Annotated in this window: 15 protein-coding genes; 10 read left to right on the top strand and 5 right to left on the bottom strand. The window is 69.2% G+C overall.

The genetic code is table 11. The features are described from left to right. The first annotated feature begins 12 nt into the window (after positions 1–12). From AC07OA_RS10140 to AC07OA_RS10130, 3 genes are all read left to right on the top strand, one after another. Positions 13–783, top strand: coding sequence for a DUF2092 domain-containing protein (locus tag AC07OA_RS10140; protein WP_494663669.1), 771 nt, complete (start codon positions 13–15; stop codon positions 781–783). Between the two features lie 461 nt (positions 784–1244). Next, positions 1245–1424, top strand: coding sequence for a hypothetical protein (locus AC07OA_RS10135; protein ID WP_494663668.1), 180 nt, complete (start codon positions 1245–1247; stop codon positions 1422–1424). 151 nt (positions 1425–1575) lie between these two features. Continuing rightward, the gene (locus AC07OA_RS10130; protein WP_494663667.1) at positions 1576–2244 is read left to right on the top strand and encodes a response regulator; all 669 of its coding nucleotides are present in this window, start codon (positions 1576–1578) and stop codon (positions 2242–2244) included. A gap of 268 nt (positions 2245–2512) precedes the next feature. On the opposite strand, the gene AC07OA_RS10125 is transcribed toward AC07OA_RS10130, so the two are convergent. Together AC07OA_RS10125 and AC07OA_RS10120 are read right to left on the bottom strand one after the other, a co-directional pair. Then, entirely contained in the window at positions 2513–2755 is a 243-nt protein-coding gene (locus AC07OA_RS10125; protein WP_494663666.1) for a hypothetical protein, read from the bottom strand. A 504-nt stretch (positions 2756–3259) separates the two neighbouring features. Then, on the bottom strand, positions 3260–4210 hold the full coding sequence (locus tag AC07OA_RS10120) for a LysR family transcriptional regulator (RefSeq protein ID WP_494663665.1): 951 nt from the start codon (positions 4208–4210) through the stop codon (positions 3260–3262). 149 nt (positions 4211–4359) lie between these two features. Between AC07OA_RS10120 and AC07OA_RS10115 the strand changes: the two genes are divergently transcribed. The 7 genes from AC07OA_RS10115 (at position 4360) to AC07OA_RS10085 (ending at position 10541) form a co-directional block, all read left to right on the top strand. Continuing rightward, the gene (locus AC07OA_RS10115; protein ID WP_494663664.1) at positions 4360–5460 is read left to right on the top strand and encodes an HlyD family secretion protein; all 1101 of its coding nucleotides are present in this window, start codon (positions 4360–4362) and stop codon (positions 5458–5460) included. After that, positions 5457–6986 (top strand): DHA2 family efflux MFS transporter permease subunit, encoded by a 1530-nt coding sequence (locus tag AC07OA_RS10110; protein WP_494663663.1) that lies wholly within the window; start codon positions 5457–5459, stop codon positions 6984–6986. The genes AC07OA_RS10115 and AC07OA_RS10110 overlap by 4 nt, the downstream gene beginning before the upstream one ends. Further along, entirely contained in the window at positions 6970–8421 is a 1452-nt protein-coding gene (locus tag AC07OA_RS10105) for an efflux transporter outer membrane subunit (protein ID WP_494663662.1), read from the top strand. The genes AC07OA_RS10110 and AC07OA_RS10105 overlap by 17 nt, the downstream gene beginning before the upstream one ends. A 109-nt stretch (positions 8422–8530) precedes the next feature. Continuing rightward, a complete protein-coding gene (locus tag AC07OA_RS10100; protein ID WP_494663661.1) occupies positions 8531–9811 on the top strand; it encodes an alginate lyase family protein in 1281 nt (426 codons plus the stop codon). Positions 9812–9914: 103 nt separating this feature from the next. Next, on the top strand, positions 9915–10160 hold the full coding sequence (locus AC07OA_RS10095) for a hypothetical protein (protein WP_494663660.1): 246 nt from the start codon (positions 9915–9917) through the stop codon (positions 10158–10160). After that, on the top strand, positions 10157–10339 hold the full coding sequence (locus AC07OA_RS10090) for a coiled-coil domain-containing protein (protein WP_494663659.1): 183 nt from the start codon (positions 10157–10159) through the stop codon (positions 10337–10339). The genes AC07OA_RS10095 and AC07OA_RS10090 overlap by 4 nt, the downstream gene beginning before the upstream one ends. Position 10340: 1 nt before the next feature. Continuing rightward, on the top strand, positions 10341–10541 hold the full coding sequence (locus tag AC07OA_RS10085) for a hypothetical protein (RefSeq protein WP_494663658.1): 201 nt from the start codon (positions 10341–10343) through the stop codon (positions 10539–10541). 54 nt (positions 10542–10595) lie between these two features. Here AC07OA_RS10085 and AC07OA_RS10080 read toward each other — a convergent pair whose 3' ends face one another. From AC07OA_RS10080 to kdpC, 3 genes are read right to left on the bottom strand one after another with little or no spacing between them, the layout of a single operon-like run. Continuing rightward, entirely contained in the window at positions 10596–11288 is a 693-nt protein-coding gene (locus AC07OA_RS10080; RefSeq protein WP_494663657.1) for a response regulator, read from the bottom strand. A gap of 7 nt (positions 11289–11295) precedes the next feature. Beyond that, a complete protein-coding gene (locus AC07OA_RS10075; protein WP_494663656.1) occupies positions 11296–13974 on the bottom strand; it encodes a DUF4118 domain-containing protein in 2679 nt (892 codons plus the stop codon). Beyond that, positions 13974–14555, bottom strand: coding sequence for a potassium-transporting ATPase subunit KdpC (kdpC, locus tag AC07OA_RS10070; protein WP_494663655.1), 582 nt, complete (start codon positions 14553–14555; stop codon positions 13974–13976). The genes AC07OA_RS10075 and kdpC overlap by 1 nt, the downstream gene beginning before the upstream one ends. Positions 14556–14561 lie beyond the last annotated feature (6 nt).

Below are 14561 nucleotides of genomic sequence, written 5' to 3'. Positions count from 1 at the left end.
GGAATGTTCAAAATGCGCAGCTTAGTCGTGGCGCTGACCGGCGTCGTACTGTTGGCGAGCGGAAATGTCGTGCCGGCCTTCGCCGATGAACAGGCCGCCAAACCGGCGGCGACGCCCGTGATCGATCCGGTCGCCTTCCAGGCCGCCAACCGCATGGGCGCCTATCTGCGATCGCTCCAGAGCTTCGAGGTGACCTCCTCGGCCAGCCTGGAAGAGGTGACCGACGACAAGGGAACCAAGACCGTCACCTCGGTGACCGGCGCCTATAAGGTGCGGCGGCCCGACGGGTTCGTGGTCGACATCACGACGGCCAAGAAGGCGCGGCGCTTCATCTACGACGGCAAGTCCTTCACCGTGTTCGCGCCCAAGGTCGGCTATTTCGCCACCGTCTCGGCCCCGGCCACCATCGATCAGACCGTCGACGTGATCTACGAGCAGTACGGGGTGATCCTGCCCCTGGCCGATCTCTTCTACTGGGGCACGGACGCCCAGCCCACCGACATGGTCACCTCGGCCAAGCGCCTGGGTCAGGAAAAGGTCGGCGGCTTCGACACCGACCACTACGCTTTCGCGGGGCCGGGCCTGTCCTGGGAGGTGTGGATCCAGCGCGGCGACACGCCCCTGCCCCGCAAGATGCGCATCGTCACGATCGACGATCCGGCCAAGCCGGCCTTCACCGCGAACCTCACCTGGAACACCTCGGCCAGCTTCGCGCCCGACGCCTTCACCTTCAAGCCCGCGACCGACGCCAAGCCGATCGCCATGGCGAGGATCGACCAATGAGCCCGCGCGCGATCCGCCCCGCCCTGGCCTGCCTGGCCGGCGCCCTGGGCCTCGTCGTCGGCGGCGCCCTGCCCGCCTGGGCCGCGCCGCCGCACCTGCGCGGCGGTGGTTTTCGCCCCACCGCGATGAACGTGCACGCGCCGGGCGGTCCCGGCTTCCACGGCGGTGGCGAGGCGCATGGGCCTCATCCCGGGCCGGGTCCTGGACCGGGCCCGGGACCAGGCCCCCATCCCGGGCCTGGCCCGGAGCCGCATCCGGGACCGGGTCCTCATCCTGGTCCTGGGCCTGGACCCGGTCCAGGTCCTCATCCGCCTGGCCCTGGCCCTGGGCCGGGTCCCGGACCGCATCCGCCGCCGCCGCCCCCGCCACCGGGCCCCTGGGGGCCGGGACCTTGGGGATGGGGTTGGGACGACGATCCGTTCTGGGATTATCCCCTGGCGACCGCCGCCGCGGTCGGAGTGGTGGCCGGCACGACCGCCGCGATCACCTCGGCGGCCCTGGGATCGACCGTCACCGCCCTGCCGTCGAACTGCGTGACGGTGTTTCGGGGCGACCTCACCTACTTCCAATGCGGTTCGGTCTGGTACCAGCCGCGCTATGCCGGGTCGGGCGTGACCTATGTGGTCGTAACGGCGCCTTGATCCGAACCAGGGGCGCGCACGATTTGAGGTTGTGCGCGTCCTCGGGTTTCTCTGCTGAAATAAACCTCAACCTACCGCCGAAAATTCACGAAGTATTTCGCATAAAATCGGACAATTATAGTCTGAATTGCCACCGGAGCGAGAATCGCAAATGCCTTTGCCGAACGCCCCGACCATCCTGCTGGCCGACGATCACTCGATCGTCCGGGCCGGATTGCGCGAGGCCTTGGAGTCGCAACCGGGGTGGACGATCTGCGGCGAAGCCTCCAATGGGCGCGACGCCCTGCGCATGGCCAAGGAGCTGGTGCCGGACGTGATGATCCTGGACATCAGCATGCCGGATCTGAGCGGCGTGATCGTGGCCCGCGACGTGCGCAAGCTGAAGACCCACACCGAGCTCCTGATCTTCACCATGCACGATAGCGAGCAGCTGGTGCGCGAGGTGCTCAGCGCCGGCGCGCGCGGCTTCGTGCTCAAGTCGGCCTCGACCGACAACATCATCGCCGCCGTGGCCTCGCTGCTGAACCACAAGCCCTATTTCTGCCCGGGCATCACCGACGCGGTGCTGCGCGGCTATCTCTCGCCCGGCGGTCACGGCCTGGGCGAGGTGATCGAGGGATCCGAAACCCTCACCACCCGCGAGCTGCTGATCGTCCAACTGCTGGCGGAGTCGCGCAGCAACAAGGTGATCGCCTCGATGCTGGACATCAGCGTCAAGACCGTCGAGAGCCATCGCGGCAACATCATGCGCAAGCTGGGCGCCCATTCCCTGGCCGACATCGTGCGCTACGCGATCCGCAACAAGCTGATCGAAGCCTGACCGCCGGCGTCCGGCGTTTTCCGAAAACGTTCGTGAGGCTGGAGCTCCCCGCAGGGAGAGCCGGTCGTACACATGCGTCGGGACATGTCGACCGGCTCTCGACCCGCGACCGCGACCGGCTCTTGGGGGATGAGCGGACCACGGCTGCCAAGGGAAATCGGGGGTGACGCCTTGGCTGGCGAGCAAGCTCAGATTGCCGTCGCCAAGGGCGAAGCGCCATCAGGTCAAACCCTAGACGAGACGGGAAAAACCCTGAGGGACGCCAGTGTCAGGCCTGATGGGCCGAATTGGTCATCGCCGCCGTCGCCGCATGCTTCTGGCGGGCGCGGTCGATCGCGTCGTCGAGCAGCTTCAGGAACTCGGCCTGCATCTGCAGAGACTCCGCGTCCGAGGCCCTGACGCCGTCCAGGGTGGACTGGCGGATATCTTCCAGCTGCTCGAGCGACAGCGCCGCGCAGAGCCGAAGACTCAGGAACTGGAGCGCGGCGACTCTGATCTCAAGATTGGTCATCGGCATGTCGCTGCGAAACGAGGGTGCGAGCAGATACGGATGTACGGCGCCGCCGGATGCCGACGACGGCGGGACCATAGCTTCGAACGTCAAGCTGCGCCATGGTTGACTCCCGACGGGCGAATCCAAAAGCCAGATCAGACTAAAGCAACAAGGGTTATTCCTAAGCAGCTTCAATTGTTAATCAATGCAAACAATGCGCATGAGGTTTCATTGAAACGGCGAAAACAAGACGACGTGTAAAATTTTACTTGGCTTTCAATTCCATAGATCCCCCTGAATTCGGACCCGCACGTCTCGCCTGTTCATTGGCTGTGGCGGCGTGTTTCGGCGCCCGTCATGGCGGGCGGCGCGGGTTCCGACGTAATCCGCACTTATCCCGGGCGCGGGCCTCGGCGGAAATCGGGCTAATCCCGGGGCTATGTCGGAAAAACGACCCAGGCGGCGGTTTGGCGGCGAGATTGTCGGCGGGCTGTGGGAAACGGGCCACGCGCCGCAAGGGGCTCAGATCTGGGCCGAGACCTCGGCGACGATGTTCAGCAGCCAGGCCACCGGGCCGGTCTGGTTGTCGCCGCCGCGGGTCACCGCCCCGAACCGCGCGGGCTCGGGATGGCGCTTGGGCTCGATCATGACCACGGCCCCGCGCTCGGCCGCCAGGGTGGCCAGGCGGCGCGGCATCAGGGCCGCCATGTCGGTCTGGCTGACGATCACCAGGGCCGAGGACGCGTCCGGCACGGTGATCGGCCCGTCCAGCCCCCGCGACGAGGGCACGGCGTAGTCGTCGCTCCAGCTGGTGATGCGGCGCAAGCCCAGTTCGCGTCGCGAGCCGCGTCGCGCCTCCTCCTGCCCGCCCGAGACGACCAGATAGGGCATGTCGGCCAGGATCTGCGGGGTGATCTCGCGCTGGGCGGCCGGGTGATCGGCGCGGATCACCCATACGGCGGTCTCGGTGAACAGCGGCGTATAGGCGAAGCGCGGCGTCACCTGCTCGAATCCGCCGATGACGATGTCCAGGCGGCCATGGTCGAGGTCTTCGGAGAGCGATCCTTCCAGCCCCCGGATGCGCAGCTTCACGCCGGGAGCCTCGGCCCGCATCCGGCGGACCACACCCGGAATCAGCACCGAGCAAAGGTAGGCGCTGGCGCTGATGCGAAACACGCGCTCGGTGACGGCGGGATCGAAGCTGGGGATCGTGACGGCCGCTTCCAGCAGTTTCAGGGCCGCCCGGATCGACGGACCCATCTCGACGGCGCGCGGCGTGGCCTGCAGGCCCGAGGGGCCGCGCACGAACAGCTCGTCGCCCAGCGACAGCCGCAGCCGACCCAGGGCGTGGCTGACCGCCGACTGGGTCAGGCCCAGCTTGGAGCCCGCCCGCGTCGCGCTCTCCTCCTCCAGCAAGGCGTCGAAGACGCGGAGGAGATTCAGGTCGAGATTTTTGAAATGCGCTTCATTCATCTTATGCGTGACGAAATATCATTTTGCTCATGAGCGGGGGAGTCCTATCTCCGGCCAAGGCAAGGCCCTCCCCGGCCCTTTCCCATCCTTCTGTGCGAGACCCGCGGCCGACGCGCGAACGTCGGCCGCTTTGAGACGTGGAGCAGCGTGTGAGCGACGCGCAAGGCGAACAGACGATCGCCGAACTCGATGAAGCGGCGGCCCGTCGGCACGGCCGAGATCCCTATACGCGGCGCACCCTGGGACAGCGGCTGCGCCTGCCCCTGATGATCGGCGTTCCGGCGATCCTGCTGGGCGTGGTGGCCTTCTTCGTCCTCACTGGCGGCAAGTCGCAGTCCACCGACGACGCCTATGTCCAGGCCGCGCGGGCCGCGATCAGCCCCAGCGTCGCCGGGCGGGTGGTCCAGATCGACGTCACGGAGAACCAGCCGGTCAAGAAGGGCCAAGTGCTGTTCCGTCTCGACCCGGCCGATTTCGAGGTGGCCGTGGCCCAGGCCGAGGCCGCCCTGGCCGCCGCCCGCTTTGAGACCCAAGGCTCGCGCGCCGTCTACGACCAGCGCAATGCCGACCTGGCGGCCGCCGAGGAGACCGTCGCCTACACCCAGCGCGAGGCCGCCCGCCAGCGGGACCTGGCCGCCGCTGGGGTCGCCACCAAGGCCCAGGCCGACGCGGCCGCTCACGACGCCGAGCAGGCCCGCCGCCAGGTCGCCGTGGTGCGCCAGCAGATCGCCTCGGCCCTGGCCGACATCGGCGGCCATCCTGACGTCGCCGCCGACCGTCAGCCCAAGGTGATGCAGGCCAAGGCCGCCCTCGACCGCGCCCGGCTGGACCTGAGCTACGCCACCATCGTCGCCCCCGCCGACGGCGTGGTCACCAAGGTCGAGCAGCTGCAGGTCGGCAACCGCGTCGCCGCCTCCCAGACCCTGTTCTGGCTGGTCTCGGGCAAGCCCTGGGTCGAGGCCAACTTCAAGGAAGACCAGCTGGCCCACATGCGGGTTGGCCAGCCGGCGACGATCAAGATCGACGCCTACGACCACACCCTGAAGGCTCACGTGGTCAGCTTCAGCCCCGGCACCGGCTCCAGCTTCGCCCTGCTGCCGCCCGAGAACGCCACCGGCAACTGGGTCAAGGTGGTCCAGCGCCTGCCCGTGCGCCTGGCGCTGGACGAGAGCGCGCCGCAGCTCAGCGCCGGCCTCAGCGCCAAGGTTAAGGTCGATATCCGCTCGGCCAAGGACGCGGCGGCGAAATGACCGGCGCCGGCAACGGCAAGGGCGACGCGGCCAATCGGATCCCGATCACGATCGCCGTCATGCTGGCGACGGTCATGAGCTCGCTGGACACGACGATCGCCAATGTCGCCCTGCCCCACATCCAGGGCAGCGTTTCGGCCTCGGCCGAGCAGATCACCTGGGTGCTGACCTCCTATATCGTGGCGGCCACGATCATGACCCCGCTGACCGGCTTCCTGGCCGACCGGATGGGTCGCAAGATCGTGCTGCTGGCGTCCATCGCCGGCTTCGTCGTGGCCTCCATGCTGTGCGGCATTGCCGAGAGCCTGTTCGAGATCGTGCTGTTCCGACTGCTCCAGGGCCTGTTCGGCGCGGCCCTGGTGCCGATGTCCCAGGCGGTGCTGCTCGACATCAACCCGCCCGAGAAGCACGGCTCGGCCATGGCCATGTGGTCGGCCGGGGCGGTGCTGGGGCCGCTGCTGGGTCCGGTTCTGGGCGGCTGGCTGACCGACAATCTCGACTGGCGCTGGGTGTTCTTCATCAACCTGCCGATCGGCGTCCTGGCCTTCATCGGGGTGTTCATCTTCCTCTCCGAGAAGAAGGGCGCCCACAAGCGGTTCGACGTTCTGGGTTTCATGAGCCTGGCCTTCGCCATCGGCGGCTTTCAGCTGATGCTCGACCGGGGGCCTGGCCAGGACTGGTTCTCCTCGACCGAGATCTGGGCCTATCTGATCGTGGGCGTCATCGCGTTGTGGATCTTCGCGGTGCAGTTGGCCACGGCGGACAAGCCGTTCGTCGACCGGATGCTGATGGCCGACCGCAACTTCGTCACCAGCTGCGTCTTCGGCTTCTTCATCGGCATCCTGATTTTCAGCGTCCTGGCCCTGCTGCCGCCGCTGATGCAGAATTTGCTGGGCTATTCGGTTTCGCACACCGGCGTGGTCAGCATGTCGCGCGGCATCGGCTCGTTCATCGCCATGTTCACCGTGGGCCACCTGATCGGCCGGATGCCCATCAAGGTGCTGCTGTCGATCGGCCTGGGCGCCAGCGCCTTGGGATTGTGGTTCATGACCCGGTTCACTCTGCAGATGGACAGCCAGCTGATCGTCGTCGGCGGTTTCCTGTCGGGCATCGGCACGGGGTTGATCTTCGTGCCGCTCAGCACCATCGCCTTCGCCACCGTCCAGCCGCAGCACCGGGCCGAGGGCGCGGGCCTGTTCACCCTGATCCGCAATTTCGGCTCGGCCGCCGGCATCTCGATCATGCAGGCCCGCTTCGTCAGTGGGACCGAGGCCCATCACGCGATGATGGTCGAGCATGCCCGGCCGGACAATCCGCTCTACCACGCCTATGCGCCCCTGGCCCTGGCCACCACCGAGGCGATGGCCCGGTTCGACGGCCTGATTTTCCGCCAGGCCCAGATGCTGGCCTATGTCGATGATTTCCGGCTGATGCTGGGCGTCACCTTCCTCTGCGCCCCCCTGATCCTGATCATGAAGACCCCCAAGAAATCGGGGGGAGAGACCGTCCATGTCGCCGACCACTAAGTCCTTCGCCGCCCTCGCCGCCACGGCCGTCCTGGCCGGCGCCTGCACCACCGTAGGGCCTAACTTCACCGCGCCCGACGCGCCCAAGGCCACGGCCTACGCCGCCAAGGGCGATGCCGCGCCCGCCGAGGCGCGCCTCGACGCCGCGCCGGCCGCCGGCCCCTGGTGGACCGTCTTCGGCTCGCCGACGCTTGACGCCACGATCCGTCAGGCCCTGGCCGACAGCCCGACCCTGGCCGAGGCCGACGCCACCCTGCGACAGTCGCAGTCGGCCCTGGCCCAGGCGCGCGGTGCGGCGGGGCCGCAGGTGGACGCCACGGCCGGGATCAACCGCGAGCGCGCCAATCTCCAGGCCTTCGGCTTCACCAGCTTCGGTGACCTCAAACTCGAGAACCCGACCTTCAGCCTCTATTCGGTGGGCGGAAGCGTCGGCTACGACCTGGATCTGTTCGGCGGGAACAAGCGCCGGATCGAGGGCGCGGCCGCCCGTCTGGAGGCCCAGGCCCGGCGCAACGACGCGGCCTATCTGACCCTGACCTCGAATGTCGCCCTCCAGGCCCTGACCATCGCCACGCTCAACGCCCAGATCGCGGCCGTGAACCAGATGATCGCCGCCGACCAGGCCAATATCGATCTGGTCCACAAGGCCAACGCCCTGGGCGGCTCGACCGCCACGGCGAGGGTCTCGGCCCAGAGCCAGTTGGAGCAGGACCGCGCCCTGCTGCCGCCGCTGGAGGGCCAACTGGCCGCCGCGCGTCATGCCCTGGCCCTGCTGGTCGGTCACGCGCCCGCCGACTGGACCGCGCCGGACTTCACCCTGGACGCGTTGAACCTGGCCGCACCCGTGCCGGTCGCTCTGCCCTCGGCTCTGGTCCGCAAGCGGCCCGACATCCTGGCCGCAGAGGCCGAGCTGCACGCCGCCACCGCCGATGTTGGGGTGGCCACGGCCGATCTCTATCCCGACCTCAAGCTGACCGCCTCCCTGACTCAGGGCTCGCTGAAGCCGCAGGACATCTTCTCCTATGACGCCACCGCCTGGAACGTCGGCGCCGGCCTGACCGCGCCGATCTTCAACGGCGGCGCGCTGAAGGCCCGCCGCCAGCAGGCGCGCGAGGCGGCCATGGCCTCGTCGGCGCGCTATCAGCAGACGGTGCTGACAGCCTTCGCCCAGGTGGCTGACGCCCTGTCGGCCCTGTCGGCCGACGACGCCACCATCGCCGCCTACGGCCGTACCGAAGCCCAGGCCGGCGAGAGCCTACGCCTGGCGCGCGTCGCCTACGACAAGGGCGGCGGCACGCTGCTGGAGGTGCTCGACGCCCAGCGCCGCGTCCACGAGGTCCAGGCCTCGCGGGTCCGCGCCCAAGGCCAGCGCCTGGCCGATGCGGTGCGGCTGTTCGCGGCTACGGGCGCCGACTGGCGTGGCGCAGCGACCTAACTGACCAATCTAGAATTGGTCAGGCCAATCTTGCGCCGTGAGCGGTGGTCGCTATGGTGCGCCTGGAGCGACGCCCGTCGGGAAGCGTCGGGGATTCGGGAGGCCGATCATGCGAACCCAGAAGGCTCTGATCGGCCTGGCCGCTCTCCTGTCGACGGTCCTGGCGACGCCTGCCTTCGCCGAGCCTACGGTGCCGACCGCGCCCACCGGCGTCTGCAAGGGCGGCGACGGGACCGCCTCGGCCTTCGGTGGGCGCCGCGTTTTCCGCTGGAGCCCTGAGGCCCTAACTTACGCCAAGGCCCACCGGACCGACCCGGCCATCGCCCCCGCCTACGCCGCCGTGATCAAGCGCGCCGACGCGGCCCTGGCCGGCCCGACCTACACGGTCGTCGACAAGGCCCGCGTCCCGCCCAGCGGCGACAAGCACGACTACATCTCGATGGGCCCCTACTGGTGGCCTGATCCGACCAAGCCTAACGGCGAGCCCTACGTGCGCCGCGACGGCGAGTTCAATCCCGAGCGCTCGACCAACGCCTTCGACGTCTCCGACCTGGACGCCATGAGCGCCGGGGTCGAGGCGCTGTCCCTGGCCTACTACCTCACCGACGACGCCCGCTACGCGACCAAGGCCGCCCAGGTGCTGCGGGTCTGGTTCCTGGATCCGGCCACGCGCATGAACCCCAACACCAAATACGCCCAGGGCGTGCCGGGCCGCACCACCGGCCGGGCCGAGGGCGTGCTGGACACCTATCGCCTGCTGCGGGTGATCGAGGGCGTCGGCCTGCTGGCGCCGTCCAAGGCGCTGTCCGACGCCGACCAGAACAGTCTGGAGCGTTGGTTCGCCGACTACACGACCTGGATGCGCACCGACCCGAATGGCCGCGAGGAACAGGCCGCCGCCAACAATCACGGGATCTGGTTCGACTATCAGCTGGCCGGCTTCGCGCTGTTCGCTCGCCAGGACGACGTCGCCCGTAAGGTGGTGTCCGAGGCCGGTGCGCGGCGGATCGCGACCCAGGTGGCCCCGAACGGCTCGCTGCCCCTGGAGCTGACCCGCACCCGCGCCCTGCACTATAGCTATTTCGCCCTGGAAGCCCTCGTCGGCACGGCGCAGTTCGGGCGCTGCGTGGGGCTGGATCTGTGGCGCTACCAGAGCGCCGACGGCCGAAGCCTGCGCACCGCCTTCGACTTCCTGGCGCCCTATGTCGGCCGCGAGGCCGACTTCCCTTACCCGGAGCTGCGGCCCGACGAGGCCTCGTCCGAAGCCCTGCCGCTGTTCGCTGCGGCGGCCGACGCCTATGGCGACAAGGCTTTGGCGGGAAAGGCCGATGCGCTCGCCCAGCGCTATCCCGCCAGTCCGGCGCGCCTGGTGGCCCAGCCGACGCCCTGAGCTAATTCAAAAGCATCGGAGCTATTGGCGCGCGACCGCGCTATGATCGACAGCGCCTGTGATCGCCCCGCGCCATGCGGGATCGCCGGCCTGAAAGGACCCCATGTCCGACCGTCCGGACGCGCGTCAGGCGACGCGCTGGACCGCCCTGCTGGAAACCATCGGCATCCACCAGATCACCGCCCGGGAAATCCGGGCCGAATCCTTCTTCCTCGGCAATCGCCACAAGGGTCGGGTCGTGCCGGGCGCCCGGCTGGAGCTGCGGGCTGCGGACCTGCCGGCGCGGCGTAGAGCCCTGTTGCGGGCGGTCATCCGGGCCACGCCCGATGTCCGCGAGGCCGGCCAATGACCGACGAGGACGCCCAGGCCCTGCGCCGCGAGAACGACTATCTCAAGCGCCGCAACGCCCAACTGCAGGACGACGTCGTCAGCCTGGGCGGCCAGGTCCTGCGGATGCAGCAGGAACTGGAACGCGTGAGCGGCCGGCGAGCGATGGTTTCCCCCGATCCGCTGTCGGGCGGGCAATAGGATGGCGCTTTCGCCCAACCAGCTCGTGGCGCTGAGAAACCTGGCTCGCAAGAAGGCGGGTCAGGCGGTGGACTGGATCAACATCGCCGACGCCAGGGCCCTGACCGACCTCGGCCTGGCAGAGCGCAACGGCGGCGGCTGGGTGATCACGGCCGACGGCGCGAAGGCTCTGACCAACCATGATCATGGGTTATCGGATTGATCGCGTATGAGTTTGAAATAGCAGTAGTATCGCCGCTTCATTTCATGTGCCAGGTCAGTCGCCGATGAATCGATAGCCGATCCCGGGCTCGGTCAGGATCATCTTGGGGGTCGAGGGATCGACTTCCAGCTTCTGGCGCAGCTGGCCGACGAACACCCGCAGATACTGGGTGTCGTGGGCGTGGGCGGGACCCCAGACGGCGGTCAGCAGGTCCTTGTGGCTCAGCACCTTGCCTCGCGCCTGAGCCAGGCGGGCCAGAACGTCGTATTCGCGGGGCGAGACCTTCACCACGGCGCCATCACGGGTCACCAGATGCTTTTCCAGGTCGATCTCGACCGCCCCGGCGCGGATCGGTTCCATGGGACCGTGGGCGGCGCCGCGCTGGCGCAAAGCCACGCGAAGACGCGCCAGCAACTCCCCGACTCCGAAGGGTTTTTCCACATAGTCGTTGGCGCCCAGGTCCAGGGCCTGGATCTTCTCGGCCTCGCGGTCGCGGGCCGACAGGATGACGATGGGGCCCTCGTAGAAGGCGCGGGCCTTCTCCAGCACGTCCTTGCCGTCCATGTCGGGCAGGCCCAGGTCCAGCACCACGGCGTCGGGCGACCACAGGGCGATCCCGCGCAGGCCCTCCTGGCCGCTGTCGGCGCGCAGGGGCTCGTAGCCGGCGGCGTCCATGGCCGGCGCCAGGAATCGGTGGATCTGGGGCTCGTCGTCGATGATCAGGATGCGTTGGCGGACGGCTGACATGGCTCAGTCATAGCAGATGATGCGGAGTCGCGACCGCCTTGGGCAGGCTGATCAGGATCCGGGTGCCCTTGCCGTCGTGGATCGGGCTGGCGGCGGCGATGCGGCCGCCCATGGAGTCGATGAAGCCCTTGGCGATGGACAGGCCCAGGCCCGCGCCCTGGCTGCGGTCGGTCGGCTCTTCCATGCGGCGGAACTTCTCGAACACCTTTTCCAGTTCGGCGGTGGGAATGCCCCTGCCCTCGTCCTCGATGCTGATCACCAGGTTGGCGCGGTCCTCGTAGGCGGCCATCTCGATGCGCGTGCCGCCGGGGCTGTAGGCGATGGCGTTTTCCAGGATGTTGACCACGGCCTGCTCCAGCAGGCTGGAATCCACCCGCACCAGGCTGAGCTCGGCCGGAAAGTCGCGCGCCAGAGTGCGGTCGCCCAGACGGCGCGAGACCCGGTCGGCCGCCGCGCCCAGCACGTCGCGCACGTCGGTCCAGTCGGTGCGCAGGCGCAGCGCCCCACCCTCCAGCCGGGTCATGTCCAGGAGGTTGCCGACATAGCGGTTCAGCCGCTCGGCCTCCTCGCGGATGCTGACCAGCAGGTCGTCGCGCACCGCCGCCGTCATGCCCTTGCCGTAGTCGATCAGGGTGCTGGAGGCGCCCAGCACCGTCGACAGCGGGGTGCGCAAGTCGTGGCTGATCGAGTTCAGCAGGGCCGAGCGGAAACGGTCGGCGCGGCGCAGGGTCTCGGTCTCGACCGCCTCGGTGGCCAGCTCGGCGCGTTCCAGGGCCACCGCCCCCTGCTCCAGCAAGGCCAGCAGCAGCCGCTCGTCCTCGGAGCCGGGAGCCATCGCCCCGGCCTCGACGCCGGCCACCCCGGCCCGCGAGCGCACGCCCTCCAGTGGCCAGAAGGTCCAGCGGGTCTGAGGCAGGGTGCCGGTGCCGAAACCGGCCGCCTCGCCCTTCTCCCAGGCCCAGCGGGCGGCGGCCATGGGCGCGGCGTCCAGCTCGTCCAGGCTGGGCGCCCCTGCGACGGGGGTCAGCTCGCCCTGGACCGGCAGCAGCACCACGGCCTTGGCGCCGGCCGCCGCGGCGGTCTGCTCGGCCAGGGCCTTGGCGGCGGCTTCCCGCCCGGCGGCCGCAGAGAAGGTGCGGCTGGCGGCCAGCAGCAGCGACACGGCCGAGGCCCGCCGTTGGGCGTCGCGACCCTGGTCCCGCACCCGCCCCGCCAGGCCGCCGGCCGCCAGGGCCACGGCCCAGAACACCACCAGGGTGAGAAAGTCGGTCGGCGAGCCGATGGCGAAGGTCTGGCGTGGCTCCAGGAACAGGTAGTTGTAGACGAAGAAGGCCACGGTCGCCGCCGCCAGGGCCGGCCGCAGCCCGCGCAGCACCCCGGCGGCCAGCACGGCCGCCAGGAAGATCATCCCCAGGTCCACCCGGTCGAAGGCGACGTCCAGCCCCCACGCCACCAGGGTGGCGGCGGCCACGCATCCGGCGGCCAGCAGGTAGGACGTCCAGCCTGCCGCCGGCCGGCGCACGGGCGGCTCGACGATCGTCTCGTGAACAGCCTCCGTGACCACGTGGATCGCCTCGCCCCGGGCCTCGCGCAGCAGGGCGGCGGCCAGGGACTTGCCCAGCAGCTCGCGCCAGCGGCTGTCGGCCGACTTGCCGATGACGATCTGGGTGACGTTGTTGCGGCGAGCATAGGCCATCACCGTGGCCACGATGTCGGACCCGCCCAGCACCACGGTCGAGCCGCCCAACTGCTCGGCCAGCTTCAGGGCGTCGCGCAGGCGGGCGGTGGCCGCGGGGCCCTTGGCCGGCTGGTCCAGACGGTCGACGTGGGTGACCGTCCAGGGCGCGTCCATCATCATGTCCGACAGCCGCCGCCCGGCCCGCACCAGGCCTCCGGCCATGGCGTCGCCGCCGACCAGCACCAGGATGCGCTCGCCGGCCGCCCAGGGGCCTTCCACGCCCTTCTCGCGCATGGTGGCGACCAGCTGGTCGTCCACGGTCTGGGCCGCGCGGCGCAGGGCCAGTTCGCGCAGGGCTGTCAGGTTCTCGACCTTGAAGAAGTTTTCCGAGGCCAGGCGCGCGGTCTCGGGCACATACACTTTGCCCTCGACCAGCCGCTCGCGCAGCTCCTCGGGGGTGATGTCGATCACCTCGATGGCGTCGGCCCGCGACAGGGCGCTGTCGGGCACGGTCTCGCGTTGGCGGACGCCCGTGATGCGCTGGACGACGTCGACCAGGCTCTCCAGGTGCTGGACGTTCAGGGTGGTCCAGACATCGATGCCGGCGGCCAGCAGTTCTTCCACGTCCTGCCAGCGCTTGGGATGGCGCGAGCCGGGGGCGTTGGAATGGGCGTATTCGTCGACCAGCAGCAGGGCCGGCTTGCGGGCCAGGGCCGTGTCGAGGTCGAACTCCATCATCACGTGGCCGCGATGGTCGATGGGCTTGCGCGGCAGGACCTCCATGCCGCGCAGCAGGCTCTCGGTTTCGCGGCGGCCGTGGGTCTCGACCAGGCCGATCAGCACGTCCTGGCCGTCGGCCTTGCGGCGTCGGGCGGCGCGCAGCATCTCGTAGGTCTTGCCCACGCCCGGCGCCATGCCCAGAAACACCTTGAGGCGCCCCCGGCCCGCCTTGACGGCGGCGGCCAGGAGCGCCTCGGGATCGGGACGTTTCGGATCGTCGGCCGGCACTATCCGCCCTTGGTGAAGCGAGCGTCGAGCGCCCGGTTGACCGCCAGGACATTGACCCGCGGCTGGCCCACGAAGCCGAACAGCCGACCCTGGACGTGAGCATCGATCACCGCCTGAACCTCGGCGGCCGCCACGCCCCGGGTCTGTGCGATGCGCGGAACCTGGAAGTTGGCATAGGCCGGGGAGATGTCCGGGTCCAGGCCCGAGCCCGACGCAGTCACGGCGTCGGCGGGGATGACCGCGCCGGGGTTCTCGGCGCGCAGGGCGTCGGCCTGGGTCTTGACCCGTTCGGCCAGGGCTTCGTTCAGCGGACCCATGTTGGAGCCGCTGGAGGCCGAGGCGTCGTAGCCGTTGGATCCCGCCGCCGAGGGGCGCGGATGCAGATAGCCGGGCTGGGCGAAGTTCTGGCCGATCAGGGCCGAACCGACGACCGCGCCCTTGGCGTCCTTGACCAGGCTGCCGTTGGCCTGGCCCGGGAACGCCGCCTGGGCGACGCCGGTGACGGCCAGCGGATAGGCCAGGCCCAGCAGGACCGTGAACAGCCCCATCGAGACGATGGCCGGACGAAGATGCGAGAGCATGGTTTC

The organism is Caulobacter sp. GW821-FHT09B08 (assembly GCF_059418225.1).
The sequence above is the reverse complement of the archived record's forward strand: the minus strand, read 5'-3'. Positions and strand labels throughout refer to the sequence as shown.

Bases quoted from the DNA above. Each gene is read 5' to 3' on its own strand.
- AC07OA_RS10080 (WP_494663657.1), bottom strand. From the start codon at position 11,288: ATGTCAGCCGTCCGCCAACGCATCCTGATCATCGACGACGAGCCCCAG.
- AC07OA_RS10085 (WP_494663658.1), top strand. From the start codon at position 10,341: ATGGCGCTTTCGCCCAACCAGCTCGTGGCGCTGAGAAACCTGGCTCGC.
- AC07OA_RS10095 (WP_494663660.1), top strand. From the start codon at position 9,915: ATGTCCGACCGTCCGGACGCGCGTCAGGCGACGCGCTGGACCGCCCTG.
- kdpC (WP_494663655.1), bottom strand. From the start codon at position 14,555: ATGCTCTCGCATCTTCGTCCGGCCATCGTCTCGATGGGGCTGTTCACG.
- AC07OA_RS10105 (WP_494663662.1), top strand. From the start codon at position 6,970: ATGTCGCCGACCACTAAGTCCTTCGCCGCCCTCGCCGCCACGGCCGTC.
- AC07OA_RS10100 (WP_494663661.1), top strand. From the start codon at position 8,531: ATGCGAACCCAGAAGGCTCTGATCGGCCTGGCCGCTCTCCTGTCGACG.
- AC07OA_RS10120 (WP_494663665.1), bottom strand. From the start codon at position 4,210: ATGAATGAAGCGCATTTCAAAAATCTCGACCTGAATCTCCTCCGCGTC.
- AC07OA_RS10110 (WP_494663663.1), top strand. From the start codon at position 5,457: ATGACCGGCGCCGGCAACGGCAAGGGCGACGCGGCCAATCGGATCCCG.
- AC07OA_RS10130 (WP_494663667.1), top strand. From the start codon at position 1,576: ATGCCTTTGCCGAACGCCCCGACCATCCTGCTGGCCGACGATCACTCG.
- AC07OA_RS10090 (WP_494663659.1), top strand. From the start codon at position 10,157: ATGACCGACGAGGACGCCCAGGCCCTGCGCCGCGAGAACGACTATCTC.
- AC07OA_RS10140 (WP_494663669.1), top strand. From the start codon at position 13: ATGCGCAGCTTAGTCGTGGCGCTGACCGGCGTCGTACTGTTGGCGAGC.
- AC07OA_RS10125 (WP_494663666.1), bottom strand. From the start codon at position 2,755: ATGACCAATCTTGAGATCAGAGTCGCCGCGCTCCAGTTCCTGAGTCTT.